The organism is Dyella ginsengisoli (assembly GCF_044904665.1).
Lineage (GTDB): Bacteria > Pseudomonadota > Gammaproteobacteria > Xanthomonadales > Rhodanobacteraceae > Dyella_A > Dyella_A ginsengisoli.
The window spans coordinates 1,305,762-1,321,994 of the sequence record NZ_JADIKM010000001.1 but is presented as its reverse complement, the minus strand read 5'-3'; the positions used below and the strand labels follow the sequence as shown (position 1 = coordinate 1,321,994).

Genomic DNA, 16,233 nt, shown 5'->3' with positions numbered 1-16,233 from the left:
AGCGCGTTCTTGGAAAGGCCTGCTGTGACCGTTGCCTAGTCGGTGAACCGGCCCTCGCGTTTCTCCGGCCGCCATCGGTGGCGCGCCGCCTGCTCCTGACATCTGTCACCACTGTCGCCTTGCGATCCGCAGTGGATGGCGACGGGCGCGCGGGCGATCCTCTCGACCAGTACCGAGGGGAGCACGCAATGGCGAAGAACCACACATCCACCCAGCCGTGGGTCGACCGGTGGACCCTGGTGGGCCTGGCACTGTTGCTGCTGCCCCTGCTCACCATGGCGCACGAGCTGCTCGGCCACGCCGTCACGTGCGTCGCCACCGGCCACCACCCCAGCGAGCTGGGCGCGTATTACGTCGAGTGCCCCGGCACCCAAGGATGGTCGAGCCGCGTCGTTGCGATGGCCGGCACCGGCGTGGATGTCGTGCTGGCCGTGCTGGCCTATCTGATCTGGCGCCGGACGATCCGTCCGCTGCCGCGTCTGGCGGCGTGGATGGTGTTTGCCGTGAAAGGCATGGTGGCCGCGGGCTACTGGATGTTTTCCGGCGCCACGAATCTCGGCGACTGGGGACCGGGTGCGGGTGGTGGCCTGGGACCGCTGCCCTGGCCTTGGCTGTGGCGGGTGGCGCTGTTCGCGGTGGGTTTGCTGGCCTACATCGGGGTCGTTCGCGCTGCCCTCCGCATGCTCGGGGTGATGTTGGGCGGTGGCGACCAGGCCGCCCACGTGAAGCGACAGATCGCGATGACGGTGTATGTGGTCGGCGGGGTCAGCGCGTTGCTGGTCGGCCTGTTCAATCCGCATGGCCTGGTGATCACGCTGACCTCGGCAGTCGCCGCGTCGTTCGGTGGCACCGCTGGCTTGTTCAACGTGGCCTATTCCCGCCGTTCGGACCTGCCGGCGCAGCCTTTCGAGATCGACCGTCAGCCGGTGGTGCTCGTCCTGGGTGTGCTGGTTACCGCCGCTTTTGCGGCCGTGCTCGGGCCGACGATCTACCTGCACTGAGCGACCCGCACGAAACCATGTGCCGACGCCGGCATCCTTGCCGGCCGGGAAATCGACATGCACCGTCGACCTGCGGCGCGCCGCTCAGGCCATGGCAGCCCGGGCTGCTTCGGTCAGCCACTGCATGGCACCGCGATACGGGCCGGGGCCGTGGCTGATGCGGGCCACGCCGAGCTCGGCCAGGCGCGCGCGGCTGGGCACGCCGGGCATCACCATCACGTTGAGCGGCAGCGGCGAGGCTTCGGCCAGGCGTGCGATCAGCGGCTCGGCGACCACGCCGGGCACGAACAAGCCGCTGGCCCCCGCGTCCGCGTAAAGACGGGCGCGCCGCAGGGCCTCGTCCACCATGTCCATGTCGTGCGCTTCGGCCGGCTTCTGGAAAAACACGTCGGTGCGCGCGTTGATGAACAACGCTACGCCGGTCTTCTCTGCAGCCTGGCGCGCGGCAGTGAGGCGCTCGACCTGATCGGCCGCGTCGCGCAGGCTGCCGTCGGCGGGAAAGCTGTCTTCCAGGTTGCAACCGACGGCGCCCGCATCGAGCGCCGCGGCCACGGTAGCGGCGACGTGTGCGGGCGTCTCGCCATAGCCGCTTTCCAGGTCGATGGTGACCGGCTGGGTGACCGCGGCGACGATCCGGCGTAGGTTGTCCAGCGCGAACGCAAACGGCATCTGCTCGCCGTCGGCGAAGCCGTTGGCGGCGGCCACCGACCAGCTGCCGGTGGCGACTGCGCTGGCACCGGCCTCGGCGACGGCTAGCGCGCTGCCTGCATCCCAGGCGTTGAACAGCACCAGCGGCTGGCCGCGCACGTGCAGGGAATGGAACAGCCGGGCCTTCTCGTTCTGTGGGGTCACGCCAGTCTCCAAGGAATCATCGTGGGAATCGTTGGACGGGGCTGGCCGCACGCAGCGCGCCATCCTCGTGGAAAGGCTCGTGCCCGAGCCGTGCAAGGCGCCGTGCGCCCGGCAGAGTGCGGACACGAGCCGGGGCGGCTCAGGCCTGGTGCGATGCCTGCGCGGAGGCGTAGGCCTCCTTCAGCTTCGCTGCGCATTCGTCGCAGCACACCTCCACGGTCTGCCCGCCGATACGCACCTGGATCGCGGTGTCGTCCAGTTCGTAGTCGCAGGCAGCACAGGTTCGCTTGCTCATGTCGGTTCTCCTTCAAAGCGGGAAGAGAAACCTTCGCCGGCCGTCTCGCACATGCGAGCTCCGGGCAGGAAGGTGGTAGACCCCGGGTGGGGTGGAGCCAGTAGACCCCAGGCGGTTTCCGGCGGCTGTCGAAAACTTTAGCGATCAGCGCCGCAGCGCGATCTGCCGGAACTCGCTGGGCGTGCGCCCGTACATCTTCTGGAACGCCGCAGTGAAATGGCTGTGGCTGGAGAAGCCCAGCTCCATGCCCAGCGCGGCCAGATCCTCGTAGTCGCGCAGCAGATCCAGCGCGCGCGCCAGGCGCAACCGCAGCTGGTAGCGGTACAGCGGCACGCCCTCCACCTGGTGGAAGCTCTGGGTGAGGTAGACCGCCGACACGCCGACTTCCGCCGCCACCTCGGCCAGCGTCCAGCGCCGCGCCAGGTCGCGCACCAGCACCAGCTTGGCGCGATCCACCAGCCGCTGCCGTGCCTGGCTGGCGCCGGCCGCGTGGGTGGTGCGCGGCGCCAACGCGCGGTGCGCGAGGGTCAACGCCAGGCTCTCGCCTTCCAGCGGCTCGGCCACGCCCTCGCGCAGCGAGTGGCGCAGCAAGGCCACCAGCACCTGCGCGCGCGGATCGATGCGCAAGCGCGTCTGGCAAAAGCGCAGCGGCTCGCCCGGCGCCAGCAGCTCGGCCGGGGCGATCTCGCGCAGCAGCACCTCGTCCAGGGTCATCGACAGGCTGGCGTCGCCGCCCGCGTTCGGGTGGCTGATCTGGTAATCCTCGCCCGCGTTGAAGAACAGCACCTGGCTGGCGTCGGCCACCGCGTCGTCCGCGTCCACGTGGCGCACGTAGGTGCCGCGGTAGGGAAACACCAGGTGCGTGCGGCTGGCGCGCTCGATCGCACTCTTGTGCCGGCAGCTGCCCGCACAGACCACGTCGCGCAGCTCGACCATCGGCGTGCTGAGCAGCTTGTGGACCTGGAAATCGGGATGCTCCGTGGACATGCGGCGATTATGGCCAACGGAGAGCGGCCCGGGAGGAGGCCGCCTGCGAAGCGTCCCGGGCAGGGTGCAGCGCGCCCCTTCTCTAGGCCCGCGCTGAAAACGTCGCCGCTGCCCCCGGCCCGGCTTCTTAGACGGAGCACCCTGCCCATCGCAGTGGACAGGGTGCTCTCAAACGCATGCTGGGAAGCGGACGCGAACCGCTGGCCTTATTCCCCGCGGCAGCGCTCGTCGTCGTGGCCGAAGCCGTGGCCCCGGCCGTGCGCGCGGTTGAAGCGCTGCGGCTGGTAGCCCGGCAGGTCCGCGTCGTCGAAGCCGAACACGAAGAAGCGGTTCGGGTTGTCCACGCCCTGCGGGTAGACATCGTCGGTCACCGTGGGGAGAAAGTCGTTGTCGTTGGCGACAAACAGCGTGTGCACGCGGTGACCGTCGCGCACCACGTCCGGGCCGAACGCGACGCCCTCAATCTTGGCCGGGATCGCCTCCGGCGCCACGCCGTGCGCGCCCAATACCGCCACCAGGTCGAGGAAGTCCTGCTTGCTCACCGCCGCCGCGGCCAGCGCGTCCGCGCCGCTGAGTTCGCTGACGTCCTGCGCGTGACTGAGGTCGATGCGCATCAGGTGCTTGAACTTGGCGCTGCTGCCATCGCCCAGGCCCTTGCCGTCGCGCTCGTCCACCAGAAACTCGTGGTCGTTGATCGCCACGATCTCGCTCACGGTGGTGTACTTGGGCTTGCTCGCGCTGCCCACGTTGGTCAGCGGATAGGCGTACTGACGCGTGCGCCCGGTAGCGAGGTCCAGCTGCACGATGCGTGTGGTGGCGGCGTTCTTGCCACCGTCCTGCAGCAGCGGGCTCTGCATGATGCCGGTGAGCGTGCGGCCGTCCGGCGAGATCGCCAGGCCTTCCATGCCCTTGTTGGCCAGGCGGCCGCTGGTGTTGCCATCGATCTCCGCATCGCCGGTGGGCGCGGTGTGCGCCACGCCCAGCATCGCGGGCAGGCGGTAGGCCATGGTGCGCACGCCGCTGCGGCGATCGAAGCGGTAGATGTACGGGCCGTACTCGTCCGACACGTACACCGACTCGCCATCAGCGCTCACGCGGATGCCTTCCGGGTCCAACCGCGCGTTGAACGGCGAGCTGGACGGCAGACCCGGCGCAGCGTTGTCCGAGCGGCCGGTGAAATAGTTGCGGAATGGCCGATTGAGCGCAGGCCGGCCGTTGGGCAGGTTCACCGCGGTGCCGTCGCCGTAGTACAGCGGAAACAAGTCGGCCAGCAGCGTGGTATCGCGCAGCCGTGGCGACAGCGTGAACGGCAGCGCCGCGCCCGGCGCGCTGGGCGCCAGCGTCATGCGCAGCGTCTGGAAGCGGTCGATGTACGAGGTGGTGTCGTCCGCCAGAGCGTCATAGGCCACCGCATTCGGGCCGCGATCGGGCAGCGCGAGAAAGGTGTTGCAGCCGGCATAGGCCAGGCCCGAGCCCAGACCACCGAGCACGTTGCCGGGCACGTTGTTCTCCAGCGGCCCGGACGTGCGATACGCCAGGTCACCGCCATGACCGTCGAGCTGGCCCGTCGCAATCAGATCCACCCCGGCAAATGCCGGACCAGCCATCGCCAACCCAAGGGCCGCAAACAAGGCAACACGCGTGCATCGGATCATCGTGCGTCTCCGCTGGAGGAAAGGTCCAGCGAGCGTGCATCGGGCGTGTGGCAGGGGGATGACCTTGGGGCTACGGGGTGGGAGGTGTAGCGAAGGCAGACCGACGGGAGCTGAAAAGCCCATGTCGGCCCGGCGGTTCGGCCCGGGCCATTGCACTGAAAATAAACCCGGCTCCCGTCCAGCATTGGGCTGCTTTCGGCCAGCAGCGGACGTTCACTGATCGGCACCGAGTAACATGTACAGACTGCGGTGACACTAACGAGCCGCCAAGATCTCGGCGCAAGTCACGCTCCTAACCCGGGATGCCTTCGTATTTTGGCAAGTGCGGTTCAATGGCATCAAGGAATGCTTTTGTGTCCTGCCGCACACGCTCACCAGTGGCCACGAAGCCACTCTCGAAGCGCTTAATGTCCTCGAAAGTTGGAACTTCAACTCCGCTAAGCTCCGCATGCAATATAGTGAAAGCGTAAGAGAGCTGATCAATTTCGGACTCGATCTTCTCAATAGTAAAGCCTTGGCTTCTGAATTCTTCAATCAAGGACTTTCTATTATGATGCGTATGCGCAATCAGCTTACTCCTATATCTCCCCCAGGTATCCCGGACGGAATCTATGCGAGACTTCGCATCAATGCAATGCGTCTTACGTAGGCGAACGCATAGCCTGTAAAGTGATTGTAACGATGCAGAGTTATCCATATCATCGACAAGGGCGCCGATATCAATGATTACCTTCGAAAGGGCGCAGAAGTGCACTTCACGCCAGAAATCTCCGTATCGAACATTTGGATCAATCAGGAAAGGCGTTTTTTGGCGCAGCTCCTCGATTTCCTTGAAGAGCATGAGCGCGGCATAACACTCACCTAGACGGCCGTGGACAAGCTCGTAGTGTTTAGCAACCTTTGTTTGCTGATCTTGGGTTATGCGCATTCCGCCATGTGTCATCACTTACCTTCCTCGCAGTGCGCGACTATCTCAACCTTCCCCTTCACCGACATCGTACAGCCACCAAATCCCGCAGTTTCCATTAAATTGACGTCTCTCGGTGTTCGTTAACCGTCGGCTATGGACTGGTCTCTGAATTTCGCAGCTCGCCAGGGTGCCATCGAGCCTGCAAGGGCCGTAATCGGCCAGGAGCAGCCGGGTCACCGCAAATGAAAGCGGACGTCCCACGCAAGATGAGCAGCGTCTTGCCACAACATGTCCGAGTCCACCGACTTGTTATGCGGCATCCGCGACGCCCTCACGGACTCGTGTTCTTCTCGAAGAGTAGCTTGCCGATCCACCACACGGCATGCCCGACGTTGTGGATAAGTTGCTCGCCCTGGCGCAGGTACGAGAGACTCTCGTCGATCCCGGCAAGCTTCAGGGCCTCCCCAATTTTCGATCCAGTCGGATGAGCATCGCCGACTCTCATCTCATAAGCGCCGATCACTGGACCAAGCACCGTTCGCGCTCTTTCCTCCCCGACCTGCTTGGCTAGGACGTCCTGAAGGAGTTTGTTGGAGGCAAGCTTGTCCTTCTCCTTGTGAGTCGAGATTTTACGGAGCTCTCGAACGTTCATGCGATCCGAAAAGACTCGGATGATCTCCTTCGCGAGATGCAGCAATGAGGCTCGGTCCCTGCTGTGAAAGCGAGATACCTGCTGCATAGCCGACTCGTCGTTGATACTGTGGTTGAACAGCTCAACGCCAAACTTGTCGCGGAAGCCCTGTTCGAGCATTCGCATGCTCACAAAGAGCAACTCTTCCACGGCATGTGTAGACGCCGGCTGCGTCTTAACTTGCGCAGATAGCAGTTCTCCTGAAACCTTCCCATCGGGTGGAACGTTGTGTGCTGCCCAGATATGCTGCTCCCACGCTGCAAGCCGTGCGATATCGTAGGCGTAGACAGTTAGCAAGTCAGCGGAATTGATGCCGAAATGCGTGGCGTAGCCAGAGGTAGACCCAATGGCACCAGTCTCTGCGGTGTACCACTTGAGGGAGAAACCTCGTCGGCCGAGTAAATCGGTCACTACGCTTGTGCGAAACCATAGCCAGCGCCCGATATCTTCAGAGTCGAGCGCTGAGGATGCTGCCCTTGTTCCATCAGTCTCAATGATGAAGTGCGGCAAAGATTGATCAGTGTCACCGCGCACCCGCACGCTCAGGCCTCGATGATCGATCCACTCATCTTTCCAGAATTCACCTTCAACGCGGACTCCGTCGGGCCCGGATCGAACGCCTTCCGACTGTTCGGATTCTGTGTTGTCGTCTCTCTCCGGCCCCAATACGGGAGCGTCCTCTTCCTCATCGACATCAGTTCTCCAGACGCGGAACGACGCCCAGCGTCCGCCATAGACGTCATTGAGGCTCCGAGTGAGGAGTTCAAAGCGACCGCCATCTCGATCGTTCTGATGGCTCTCCAGCCCTTCGTACTCAGTGCCTTCAAGCGAGGCTACATTTTCAACACGTTGCCGATAGTAGGAGAGACGTAGCGCAAGACCTCTGGCGGCAAGATAGTCGATCAGAAACTCCCGTTTGATCTCGATAAGCTGGTGGTTGCCATCGTCGTCAAAAAACTCGCGAGCGACGACAACGAAATCTTCCTCCGGCCTCACCCAGTTGTTGCCTTCCTTAACTAGGCGGAGCGCGATGACAAGATCTGGATTCAGTATCCACTTTGTTCCTCCGACAACCGGCTGGTCATGCACGAATACCAGCTCAACTCCAATCGGCTCTTTGTCGTTGTACTGGTACTGGTCTATCGGCGAGTAGTAGCCATCCTCATATGCGTACGGCTGCACGCTATGACCAATGCCGAGATCGCGCCAGCTCAGTTTCTCTGCGACTTCTCGGTGTTGTGGAGGGAACGCGACTGATCCACAGCCGAAGAACTCGCTGACATAGCCAACTTGAGTAACCCGAGCTTCGCCCTGCTCAACGTTCTGTAATGCGCGCAGCGGTACCCATGTCGCGTTCGCAAAGGATCGGCGCGTCTCGCGTGTTTGAAGAACCCAGTCTCTGTTCATTTTGTGGTCACTTGGGGGCAATGGCAGCTTCCGGCTGGCGTTGCTCAACGGCGGCTCAGGGTCGAAAGCCACCCGAGAGCTCCCCGGCTATCTAACTTTCGCCCTCGAGGGTTCCGTCGCTTTATCTAAGCTCGAACGAAGTACGAAGGGGCACGCTGGCGTGCCGTACGTTGTCTTTAAGCAACACGCGCAACACCCACGTACCCGAGGGATCGCCGGGATCACCCGTCCATCCGACAACCGCCGTCGAAAGGAAGGTATGGCTTACTGGTTCGTTGATGATGCCCTTGTAGCAGGGCACATCGAGTTGATGGAACGTCGGCTTCCCGTCGGGCCGGACTACATCAATGTCGCACGTGATGTCGGCGACCCGGCCGTCTTTCAGGAGCGGATTGGCAAAGAAAATCAGGAAAAAAACTTGCCGCCCTCTCGAGACACTTTTTGCCTCGTCAAAGTGTGGGACGGTGTCGGACGGCGTTTCCCATTTGGCCTTCCAATCCGCGTCTGGGGTAACCAGCAGCGAGCCCCCGAATCCGTTGACCGACCGACGCGAATCGGTCTCGGGCACCGGACGCCCCTGTTTATCCCTCCACCCTTCCTGGCAAAACGCCGGCAGCGCAAGCAAGACCAGCAGCAGTACGCTCAGTCGCTTCAGCATAAGTTCCTCGATCCGTCGGGAAGCGGCGCCAGTGTTTCGATACTGTCTTTCGGCGTCAACAGATATTGAACGCTCTCTTCGATTGGCAGCTTGAGAGAGGCCATCGGGCAAGGTTGACTTGGTTGGCACGGGCCGCCTATCGCAACTCTTCCGGTCGCTGCTCGGACAAGATTGGTGGTTACGAATCAACCTTGACTCCCCTCCAACCCAGTAGCAGACTCGATCCCAAGGAGCCTAGAAACTCCTCGTACAGCGGTACCCACCTCCGTCAAACCGGTGGTTTTTTTGTGCCTGCGCTTTTGCAGGTGCAACCGACGTGACATCTGCGTCGGGAGGGCGGCTAATACAACACCCGCAAGGGGAATACGCCCGCCGTCTGTACGCGGTTTCTAGCCTCCCGACTTCCCGTCGCCACCCCGGCGTGCGGGTACTTCATGGAACGAGGAGGCAAGCATGTCGACCATCGATTCGGAAGATCGGAATGTCACCGGCTATTTCCTGCCGGAGGACACCCAGCTACGGCTGAAGCAACTGCGCGAGTACGTGGGTTTCCTCACCAACCTGGCCCGACCTCGGCGGCCGGACGAGGACAGCGAGTGCTACAACGAGATTCGCCCGGGCGAGGTAGCGATCTGCTTTGAGCTGATCGAAGAGCAGATAGGGTTGGTGCTGGATGAGCTCTCCTGGCCGGCGGAACGTGGTGAGGGAGCGTCGGAGGAAGCGCCCAAAGCCGAGACGGCTGCGGACTCCGAAGAGACGGAGACGCCCACCGAGGGCGCAGACACCGCCGAACCCGCAGCGGCCCAACGCTACAGCTACGGCCTCACCCTGGAGCAGATCGACGAGATGCAGCTGCTGCTCAGCAGCCTGCGTGCGCTCGCCCAAGTGGTCACCTGTGCCGACCACGCCGAGTACGACAAGGCGACGCTTTCCACCATGGGCGATGCCATCTATCGCGATGTGGACAAGCTGCGGGAGATCCTCGATGCCGTTGACGACACGCAGCGGCTGAACCCGCGGCGAGGCACGCGGCCCGGCGTGGAGGAGGAGCACGCCGCCTACCTCGCACTACCCGAGCGCTTGCCGTCGAGCGGTGCGTGGCACACCGAGCAGCCGCAGCCGATGTACCACTAGCGGGCGTCATGGCGGTCTCCCGCCCGCCGATGCGTTACGCCGGGGCACCGACATGGGTGCCCCGGCAGATTGGGGAGTGCGTTTGAAGTCGCTCGCACAGCTGAGGAGACGACGTCTCGAAAAAGATCATCATCGGCATCGCGCCCCAGCAGGCTATCCGTGCGCGCGCCCTGGCCATTGCGCGCGGCGATCGCCAGCCGCGCGCCACCGAACCGAAGATCTGGTTCACCTCCATGCGCTCACTGGCCGAGGTGCTGTCCGACGAGAATCTCGCCCTGCTGCGCGTCATCCGCGAACAAAAGCCCGAGTCATTGCGGCAGCTGGCTGAATTCACCGGCCGCGCTGCCAGCAACCTGTCGCGCACGCTCAAGACCATGGAGCGCTATGGCCTGGTGGAGATGCGGCGGCAACTGCGAACGGTGCGTCCGGTGGTCACCGCCAGCGAGTTCTTGATCAAGGCGGCTTGAAGCGATTGAGTTGCAGATTGCCACGGCCAACACCGGGGTCAGTTTCCGCTAGGCAACGAGCGCTTCGTTCGAGCGGGCATCTTCGATCACTTCAGCGCACCGACGATTGCGGCTACCACAAGCGGAACGCCCACACAGACGACAAATACCGCGATTGCGATGAAGCATTTCCGGCGATAGACCAGCCCCTCAGGCGTCAGCAACTGCGGTTTGAGCAGAGCGTTTGCCGGATTCCAGAGCGTTTCCCACCCCCAAAGTGTGACCCCCGGCTTGGCCCGCCGCGCCGCTTTGACGCAAAGACGATGACTGAGAACCATGCGATGACAGCTACGCACCAGGCGACAACGAATGCCGAGAGCGCGGTGGCGACCAGGATGTCTTTCATAGGCGAAAGTGTGTCTGCATTGGGCCAGGGATCAAGGTGAACCATCGCGTGGCGCATTCGCCACCAGCCATTGCTCGGCAAACACTTCCAGGCTCTTGCGCGCCGGCACGGTGAGCCCAAACACCCGCACCCACCCATCCGCCGCCACGATGAACGCCTGCCGCGCCTGATTCGTTGCCTGCCTCGCCTGCGCCTGCTGCTGCCGCAGGCGCACCAGGTGCGGCGATGGCGGCCCGGGCCGCACGAACTTCTGATCGCGACGCAGCGCATCGGCCACCTGGGTGGTGCTCACCGCCGCGCGATGCACGGCCTCGCTCGCTTTCAGCAGCGCATGCAGCGCCTCGCGCTTTGGCGGCGTGTCCACGAACTCCGCCGGCAGGCCCGCAAAGTCGCCGGCGCCGAGGCGGGCCAGCACAGCGGCATGGGGGAATGGTGCGGGAGTCTCCGGCATCACGCGGCACGCGGCCGAATGTGCTTCAGTTCGGCGGCCAGCTCGCGGCGGGCACATTCGAGTTCGTAGTTCTTTTGCAGGTTCATCCAGCTTTGGGCATCCGTACCGAAGTACGCGGCCAGCCGCAGGGCGGTGTCGGCGGTGATACCGCGCCGCTCGTTGGCGATCTCGTTCACGCGGGCGGCGGTGACGCCAAGGGCGGTCGCCAGCGCATTGGCCGAAAGGCCGAATGGCTTCATGAACTCCTCGCGCAGGATCTCGCCGGGGTGTACCGGTGGAAGCAGAGTCTTGCGGGCCATGTGGTCACCTCGTTTCAATGGTAATCCGTGATTTCCACGCCGAAGGCGTCCCCATCCTTCCAGACAAAGCAAACACGAAACTGGTCGTTGATGCGGATGCTGTGCTGCCCGCTGCGATCGCCCTTCAAGGCTTCCAACCGATGGCCTGGCGGAACTCGCATGAAGTCCAGCGTGGCGGCGGCATGGAGTTGGGCCAGCTTGCGCCGGGCCACGCTCTCGATGTTGATCTAGCGGCGTACACGCTCGCCATGGGCAAGGGCCGCCGTGTCCTTGTCGGCGAAGCTCCCGATCATGGCCTTGTTGTATATCGGTAAACGATAAACGCAAAGACTCACCCAATATCCCTGTTTGGCAATTTCTGGCGCGTCTGCGACGGTAATGCCCACGACGCCGAATACGACTGCGCCGGCGCCATCAGCTGTCGCAGCCAGTGCGCTCCACCGACCAGGTCACGTTCTGGATCTTCCATGTCCCGGCCTCGCGCACCAGATCGAACTGCTGGTAGCCGCAATGGGCCACCTTGCCGTCGACCGCAAAGCTGTAGCGCCCCCAGACCACGGCAATGTCGCCGTGCACCCGTGCCTGCGGGTCGTGCATGCGCTCGGCGTAGCGTTCCGGACCCGGCGTGGCGTCGGCATAGGCGGCGAGAGCCGCGTTGCGTATCACCACCTTTCCGTCCGGCTGATGGAGCAGCACCGTGGCATTGCCGCTGGACCGCAGGTGACGAAGCGTGCCGGGCTGGTCGCGCGCCGAGACCGCGGCAAGCGTCGCGTCGACTTCGGCCAGCACCGCCCGCTCTTCTGCCGTGCGTGATGGCACCGCTGCTGCGACCGCGCCGGCAGGATGCGCCACCGCGAGGAGCATGAGCGTGGAAACAAACCGATGGTGCACGGCCATACAGGCCTCCAAGGCAGGACGCCAGGATCGCCTGGCGCGGCCATTGTGCCTGTGTCCGCGGCGACCACGCAGGCGCCGGCTGCAGGGAGGTCACCCTGCAACCGTGCGCTGGCGCAGCAAGCCGCCTCGGGGCTGCCCGTCCGCCCAGCCCCAGCGGACCCGGATCAGAAGCCGGGCGGGCGCTCGCTGGCCACGTTCACCTTCGCCTCCAGCGCGCGACCCACGCGGCCAAGCGTGCCTTCCTCGAACAGGCGGCCGATCAGCGTGACGCCGTACGGCACGCGGTGCGGCTTGGCCAGCATCGGGCGCGGGTGCTTGGGGTCGGGCGCCCAGTCGCTGCGCACCTGGTTCACTTCCACGAAGCCGGTGCGCAGGGTGAGCGAGGGTTGGCCGGTCATGTTGGAGATCACCATCATCTCGTCGCGCAGGGACGGCACCAGCAGCAGGTCGACCTCGCCCATCACGCGCGCCATCTCTTGGGCCACCTTGCGGCGCAGGCGATCGGCCTGCACGAAGTCCACCGCCGAGAGGAAGCGCGCCTCGCGGAACAGGTTGGGCCAGCCGTCCGGCGTCTGCTCGCTGAGCAGGTCGGCGCGGCCGGTGAGCGTAAGCTCTTCGAACGCGGCGCCGGCTTCGGCGAACAGCAGCAGGTTGAGATCGTCGTAGGGCCAGTCGGGCAGCGACACTTCGGTGGGTACCAGGCCGAGCGCGCGCAGCTGGTCGAGCGCGGCGCGGTCGAGATCCGTCGCCGGTGCTTCCTTCATCCACGCGGGGAAGTAGCCGACTTTGAGGCCCTTGATCGACGCGCCGGCGTCGTAGTCCAGGTGCGCGGCCACGCTGGCACTGTCGCCCGGATCGGTGCCGCGGATGGTGTTGAGCACCAGCAGGGTGTCCTCCACGGTGCGGGCGATGGGGCCGAGCTTGTCCATCGTCCAGCACAGCGTCATGGCGCCGGTGCGCGGCACGCGGCCGTAGGTGGGGCGCAGGCCGGTGGTGCCGCAGCGCATGCACGGGCTGATGATGCTGCCCTGGGTTTCGCTGCCGATGGCGAACGCCACCAGGCCCGCCGCGGTGGCCGAGGCCGGGCCGGCGCTGGAGCCGGAGGAACCTTCCTGCGGCAGCCACGGGTTCATGGTCTGGCCACCGAACCAGATGTCGTTGAGCGCCAGCGCACCCAGGCTGAGCTTGGCCACCAGCACGGCGCCGGCTTCGTTGAGCTTGCGGGTGACGGCGCCGTCGTCCTTCGGCACGCGATCCTTGAACGGTTCGGCGCCGTAGGTGGTGGCGATGCCGGCGGTGTTGAGCAGATCCTTCGCGCCCCACGGCATGCCGTGCAGGGGGCCGCGGTAGTGGCCGGCGGCGATCTCCTTGTCGGCCTGCGCGGCCTGCTTCAATGCGTGCTCTTCGCACAGCGTGATGACGCAGCGCAGCTGGGGATCGAAGCGCTTGAGGCGATCGAGGTAGATCCTGGTCAAGCGCGTGGAGGTGAGCTGGCGCGTGCGGATCCACTCGCCGAGCTGGGCGACGGAGGCGAAGGCGATGTCCTCGTCCTTCGCCGGCAGCGGCGTGGCGGCCACCTTGGACGGCGCGAAGCGGTCGTGCGCGGGACCGACGTGCGCGCGACCCATCGCCGGGAACCAGGTGGTGGCCGGCGCCAGGCCTTCTTCCAGTGCGACTTTGCGCGGGCCGGTGCGACGCTCCAGCAGGCCGGCCATGGAGGTAGGCCAGTTGGCCACGGCCATGGCGCGCTGCGCCTCGGTCATCGTCACCTGCTGCAGCTTCTCCGCCTCGGCGAAGGTGGCGGTGGTGAGCTTCGGGCCCACCGGCGGCGCCGTGTTGAACGCGCCTGGCGAACCGGGCGGCGGCGTGGTGGTTTCGCCGGTTTGCGCCAGCGCGCCACCGGCCACCACGGCACCCAGCAGGCCGAGCGGCGCCTGGGTCAGGAAATCGCGACGAGTCTTCATGGTTCTCCCCGATGCGCCCCGGCAGGAGCGCGTTGCTGTCGATGCTGGTGCCGGCACGCGCGACGCGCGGGCGGCTTCCGGGCTGGCCGGAACGGCTGCTCACTGTGGACGAGCGCCGGGGCGCGCACAACTCGACTTAGGTGAGGTGGAAAGGCGCAGTGGGGCAGGTTCTTGCGACGGGTTTACGCTGGCCCGGAAGGGGGGCCCGCCGGCTGGCCTCATGCAAGGCACCGGGGACACGCCGGCGAAGACGGGCTACAAAGCTCTCGGTGCATGGTCGATTTGCCATCGCCCGCTTCGTCGTCAGTGCATCCCACCCAAAAGGACCACCCATGAAATACCTCGGCCTGGCCTACTTCACCCCCGAAAAATTCGCCGCGCTGCCGCCAGAGCAGGTCAAAGCCATCGTCAGCCAGTGCCCGGCGCTGGACGAGAAGATGCGCGCCACCGGCAAGGTGCTGGTATCCGCGTCGCTGGGCGACCTGGAAAACTGGCGCACGCTGCGCCCGCGCAACGGCAAGACGCAGATCACCGACGGGCCCTACATCGAGTCGAAGGAAGTGGTGGGCGGCCTGTTCATCATCGAAGCGGACGACGCAGACGAGGCCCTGCGCATCGCCTCCATGCACCCGGCCGCGCAGATCGGCGAGGAAGGCGACTGGGCGGTGCAGCTGATTCCGTTGGATTTCTATCTGGAGCCGTGAGGGCTGAGCGCATGCCTCAGGCATGCTTTGTCGCCCCTTTATCTGCAAGCACCCCGACGGCTTCGTGAGCCCTCGGGGCCAAGGCGTTAACGAGAGGCGCGCTGCATTTCCAGTTCGCCTGACCCCGAGGTTTCCCTAGACGACCGCATTAGTTTGCTGGGCCCTCTTTCCTTCGCGTCAGTGGCAGCACTTCGCGCTCCAGAGTCACCAGCGTCTTGCCAGGTTCCTCCTCGAATACCATGTGCGAGGAGTCCTCGAACCAGACCAGCTTCTTAACCGGCGCAGTGAGCTGGCTGAGCCAGCGGTCGGCGAGTTGTGCGTTGACGTTGAGGTCGTGGCGCCCTTCCAAGAGGATGACGGGACAATCGATGTGCCGGATGGTCGAAAGGTTCACACGCGTAATTTCTGGCCACAAAGCGCCGAGGCTGTAATCGAGTCCCCTACTGCGGTCCGCCCAGTCAGTGCCCGTGTAATCCGGACTGAGAAGACCGGCGCGGTCGAGCGCGGCTTGGTCTGTGCGCCAGACAGCCCCGCCATACTTGGCTAACCATTTACGCTCAGTAGCGAGGTGGGCGAGATCGGCTGTGGGGTCGTGTTGATCCGGGAACGGAGCTATCGCCCTCAGTTCCTTGACCGCCTCGCTGTCGCCAGCCGCAATTGCAGCGGCCAACGTGGCCTGATAACCCATCGCCTCGCTCTGATGTGCGTCGGTCGCCTGGCCTACGCCCACATAGGCGTAGAACCAGTCCGGGTGACGCTGGGCGAGCATCAAGCCGAGGATCGAACCCCATGAGTGCCCAACGAGAACAATTTTCTGGCACTGGTAGGTCTTGCGCAGGTAAGCGACGACCTCCTCAGCATCCTTCAGCATCCTGTCGATACTGAGCGACGACGCCGAAAGATCCGGATTGCGGCCAAAAGTCTTGCCCGCTCCGCGCTGATCCCACTGCACGACAGTGAAATACTCCTGCCACTCGGCGGTATAGAGGTAGCTGTTTGGGATCGTTGTAAAGGCGGGACCACCGTGCAAGAACAAAAGGATGGGGGCATCGCGGTGGCGCCCACGCACGCTGATCCACTGCTCAATACCTCCTATGCGGACGAACCGATCGTCCTTCACCGCATCCTTGCCCAGGAACTGGCGAGCATCGCGCAGCACTGCACGCGGATCGGTAGGCGCTTCTGCACATACGCTGTAAGAAGTCAGCTGCAAGGCGGAAACCAGGACAGCCAACATCGCCATACGGCGAACCCGGCGTTGGCGCTTTCGCGATACGGCACTACTCATGTCGGCAATCCTCTACTGACAGCGTGATCGCGCCTCGTCCACCTTTTGTGCGGTGACGAGCGCGATGCCGCTGCCATGTTTGATGGGGAGACGGAATGATGCGTTTGCGAAGCCGATAGCGTCGATAGGCTGATGGTCATGTCGCGTGCCGCAACCGGAGACCTTCTGAGCCCATGCCGCGCGAGAGC

Annotated in this window: 17 protein-coding genes and 1 pseudogene; 4 read left to right on the top strand and 14 right to left on the bottom strand. The window is 64.4% G+C overall.

The window, feature by feature from the left end; genetic code table 11:
* Positions 1-188 precede the first annotated feature (188 nt).
* Complete coding sequence (locus tag ISP17_RS06105) at positions 189-1,001, top strand: hypothetical protein (protein WP_404631034.1); 813 nt, start codon at positions 189-191, stop codon at positions 999-1,001.
* An 84-nt stretch (positions 1,002-1,085) separates the two neighbouring features.
* Here the strand turns inward: ISP17_RS06105 and ISP17_RS06100 are convergent, their stop codons facing one another.
* The 7 genes from ISP17_RS06100 to ISP17_RS06070 form a co-directional block, all read right to left on the bottom strand.
* On the bottom strand, positions 1,086-1,853 hold the full coding sequence (locus ISP17_RS06100) for an isocitrate lyase/PEP mutase family protein (protein WP_404631032.1): 768 nt from the start codon (positions 1,851-1,853) through the stop codon (positions 1,086-1,088).
* Between the two features lie 139 nt (positions 1,854-1,992).
* Positions 1,993-2,148 carry a hypothetical protein gene (locus ISP17_RS06095; protein WP_404631030.1) on the bottom strand — a complete coding sequence of 52 codons (156 nt, stop codon included), beginning with the start codon at positions 2,146-2,148 and terminating at the stop codon, positions 1,993-1,995.
* Positions 2,149-2,292: 144 nt separating this feature from the next.
* Entirely contained in the window at positions 2,293-3,135 is an 843-nt protein-coding gene (locus ISP17_RS06090) for a helix-turn-helix transcriptional regulator (RefSeq protein ID WP_404631028.1), read from the bottom strand.
* A gap of 206 nt (positions 3,136-3,341) precedes the next feature.
* Positions 3,342-4,718, bottom strand: coding sequence for an esterase-like activity of phytase family protein (locus ISP17_RS06085; RefSeq protein WP_404631026.1), 1,377 nt, complete (start codon positions 4,716-4,718; stop codon positions 3,342-3,344).
* 364 nt (positions 4,719-5,082) lie between these two features.
* Complete coding sequence (locus ISP17_RS06080; RefSeq protein WP_404631024.1) at positions 5,083-5,733, bottom strand: hypothetical protein; 651 nt, start codon at positions 5,731-5,733, stop codon at positions 5,083-5,085.
* A gap of 298 nt (positions 5,734-6,031) precedes the next feature.
* Entirely contained in the window at positions 6,032-7,798 is a 1,767-nt protein-coding gene (locus ISP17_RS06075; RefSeq protein WP_404631022.1) for a hypothetical protein, read from the bottom strand.
* A gap of 121 nt (positions 7,799-7,919) precedes the next feature.
* Positions 7,920-8,456, bottom strand: a complete 537-nt coding sequence (locus tag ISP17_RS06070) for a hypothetical protein (protein WP_404631020.1) — start codon at positions 8,454-8,456, stop codon at positions 7,920-7,922.
* A gap of 453 nt (positions 8,457-8,909) precedes the next feature.
* Here ISP17_RS06070 and ISP17_RS06065 point away from each other — a divergent pair, with 453 nt between their 5' ends.
* Positions 8,910-9,590, top strand: a complete 681-nt coding sequence (locus ISP17_RS06065; protein WP_404631018.1) for an XAC0095 family protein — start codon at positions 8,910-8,912, stop codon at positions 9,588-9,590.
* 125 nt (positions 9,591-9,715) lie between these two features.
* Positions 9,716-10,057: an HVO_A0114 family putative DNA-binding protein gene (locus ISP17_RS06060; protein WP_449757868.1), complete on the top strand. Its 342-nt coding sequence runs from the start codon at positions 9,716-9,718 to the stop codon at positions 10,055-10,057.
* 86 nt (positions 10,058-10,143) lie between these two features.
* On the opposite strand, the gene ISP17_RS06055 is transcribed toward ISP17_RS06060, so the two are convergent.
* The 6 genes and pseudogenes from ISP17_RS06055 to ISP17_RS06030 all read right to left on the bottom strand — a co-directional run bounded on the left by ISP17_RS06055 (position 10,144) and on the right by ISP17_RS06030 (position 14,053).
* Complete coding sequence (locus tag ISP17_RS06055; RefSeq protein ID WP_404631014.1) at positions 10,144-10,374, bottom strand: hypothetical protein; 231 nt, start codon at positions 10,372-10,374, stop codon at positions 10,144-10,146.
* A 99-nt stretch (positions 10,375-10,473) separates the two neighbouring features.
* Positions 10,474-10,893, bottom strand: a complete 420-nt coding sequence (locus ISP17_RS06050) for a hypothetical protein (RefSeq protein ID WP_404631012.1) — start codon at positions 10,891-10,893, stop codon at positions 10,474-10,476.
* A complete protein-coding gene (locus ISP17_RS06045; protein ID WP_404631010.1) occupies positions 10,893-11,192 on the bottom strand; it encodes a HigA family addiction module antitoxin in 300 nt (99 codons plus the stop codon). The genes ISP17_RS06050 and ISP17_RS06045 overlap by 1 nt, the downstream gene beginning before the upstream one ends.
* Before the next feature lie 14 nt (positions 11,193-11,206).
* A pseudogene (locus ISP17_RS06040) lies at positions 11,207-11,485 on the bottom strand (type II toxin-antitoxin system RelE/ParE family toxin).
* Positions 11,486-11,606: 121 nt separating this feature from the next.
* Positions 11,607-12,089: a DUF4440 domain-containing protein gene (locus ISP17_RS06035; RefSeq protein ID WP_404631008.1), complete on the bottom strand. Its 483-nt coding sequence runs from the start codon at positions 12,087-12,089 to the stop codon at positions 11,607-11,609.
* A 164-nt stretch (positions 12,090-12,253) separates the two neighbouring features.
* Complete coding sequence (locus tag ISP17_RS06030) at positions 12,254-14,053, bottom strand: amidase (RefSeq protein ID WP_404631006.1); 1,800 nt, start codon at positions 14,051-14,053, stop codon at positions 12,254-12,256.
* A gap of 332 nt (positions 14,054-14,385) precedes the next feature.
* Here ISP17_RS06030 and ISP17_RS06025 point away from each other — a divergent pair, with 332 nt between their 5' ends.
* Positions 14,386-14,757 (top strand): YciI family protein, encoded by a 372-nt coding sequence (locus ISP17_RS06025; protein ID WP_404631004.1) that lies wholly within the window; start codon positions 14,386-14,388, stop codon positions 14,755-14,757.
* Positions 14,758-14,905: 148 nt separating this feature from the next.
* Here the strand turns inward: ISP17_RS06025 and ISP17_RS06020 are convergent, their stop codons facing one another.
* Entirely contained in the window at positions 14,906-16,045 is a 1,140-nt protein-coding gene (locus ISP17_RS06020; protein WP_404631002.1) for an alpha/beta fold hydrolase, read from the bottom strand.
* Positions 16,046-16,233 lie beyond the last annotated feature (188 nt).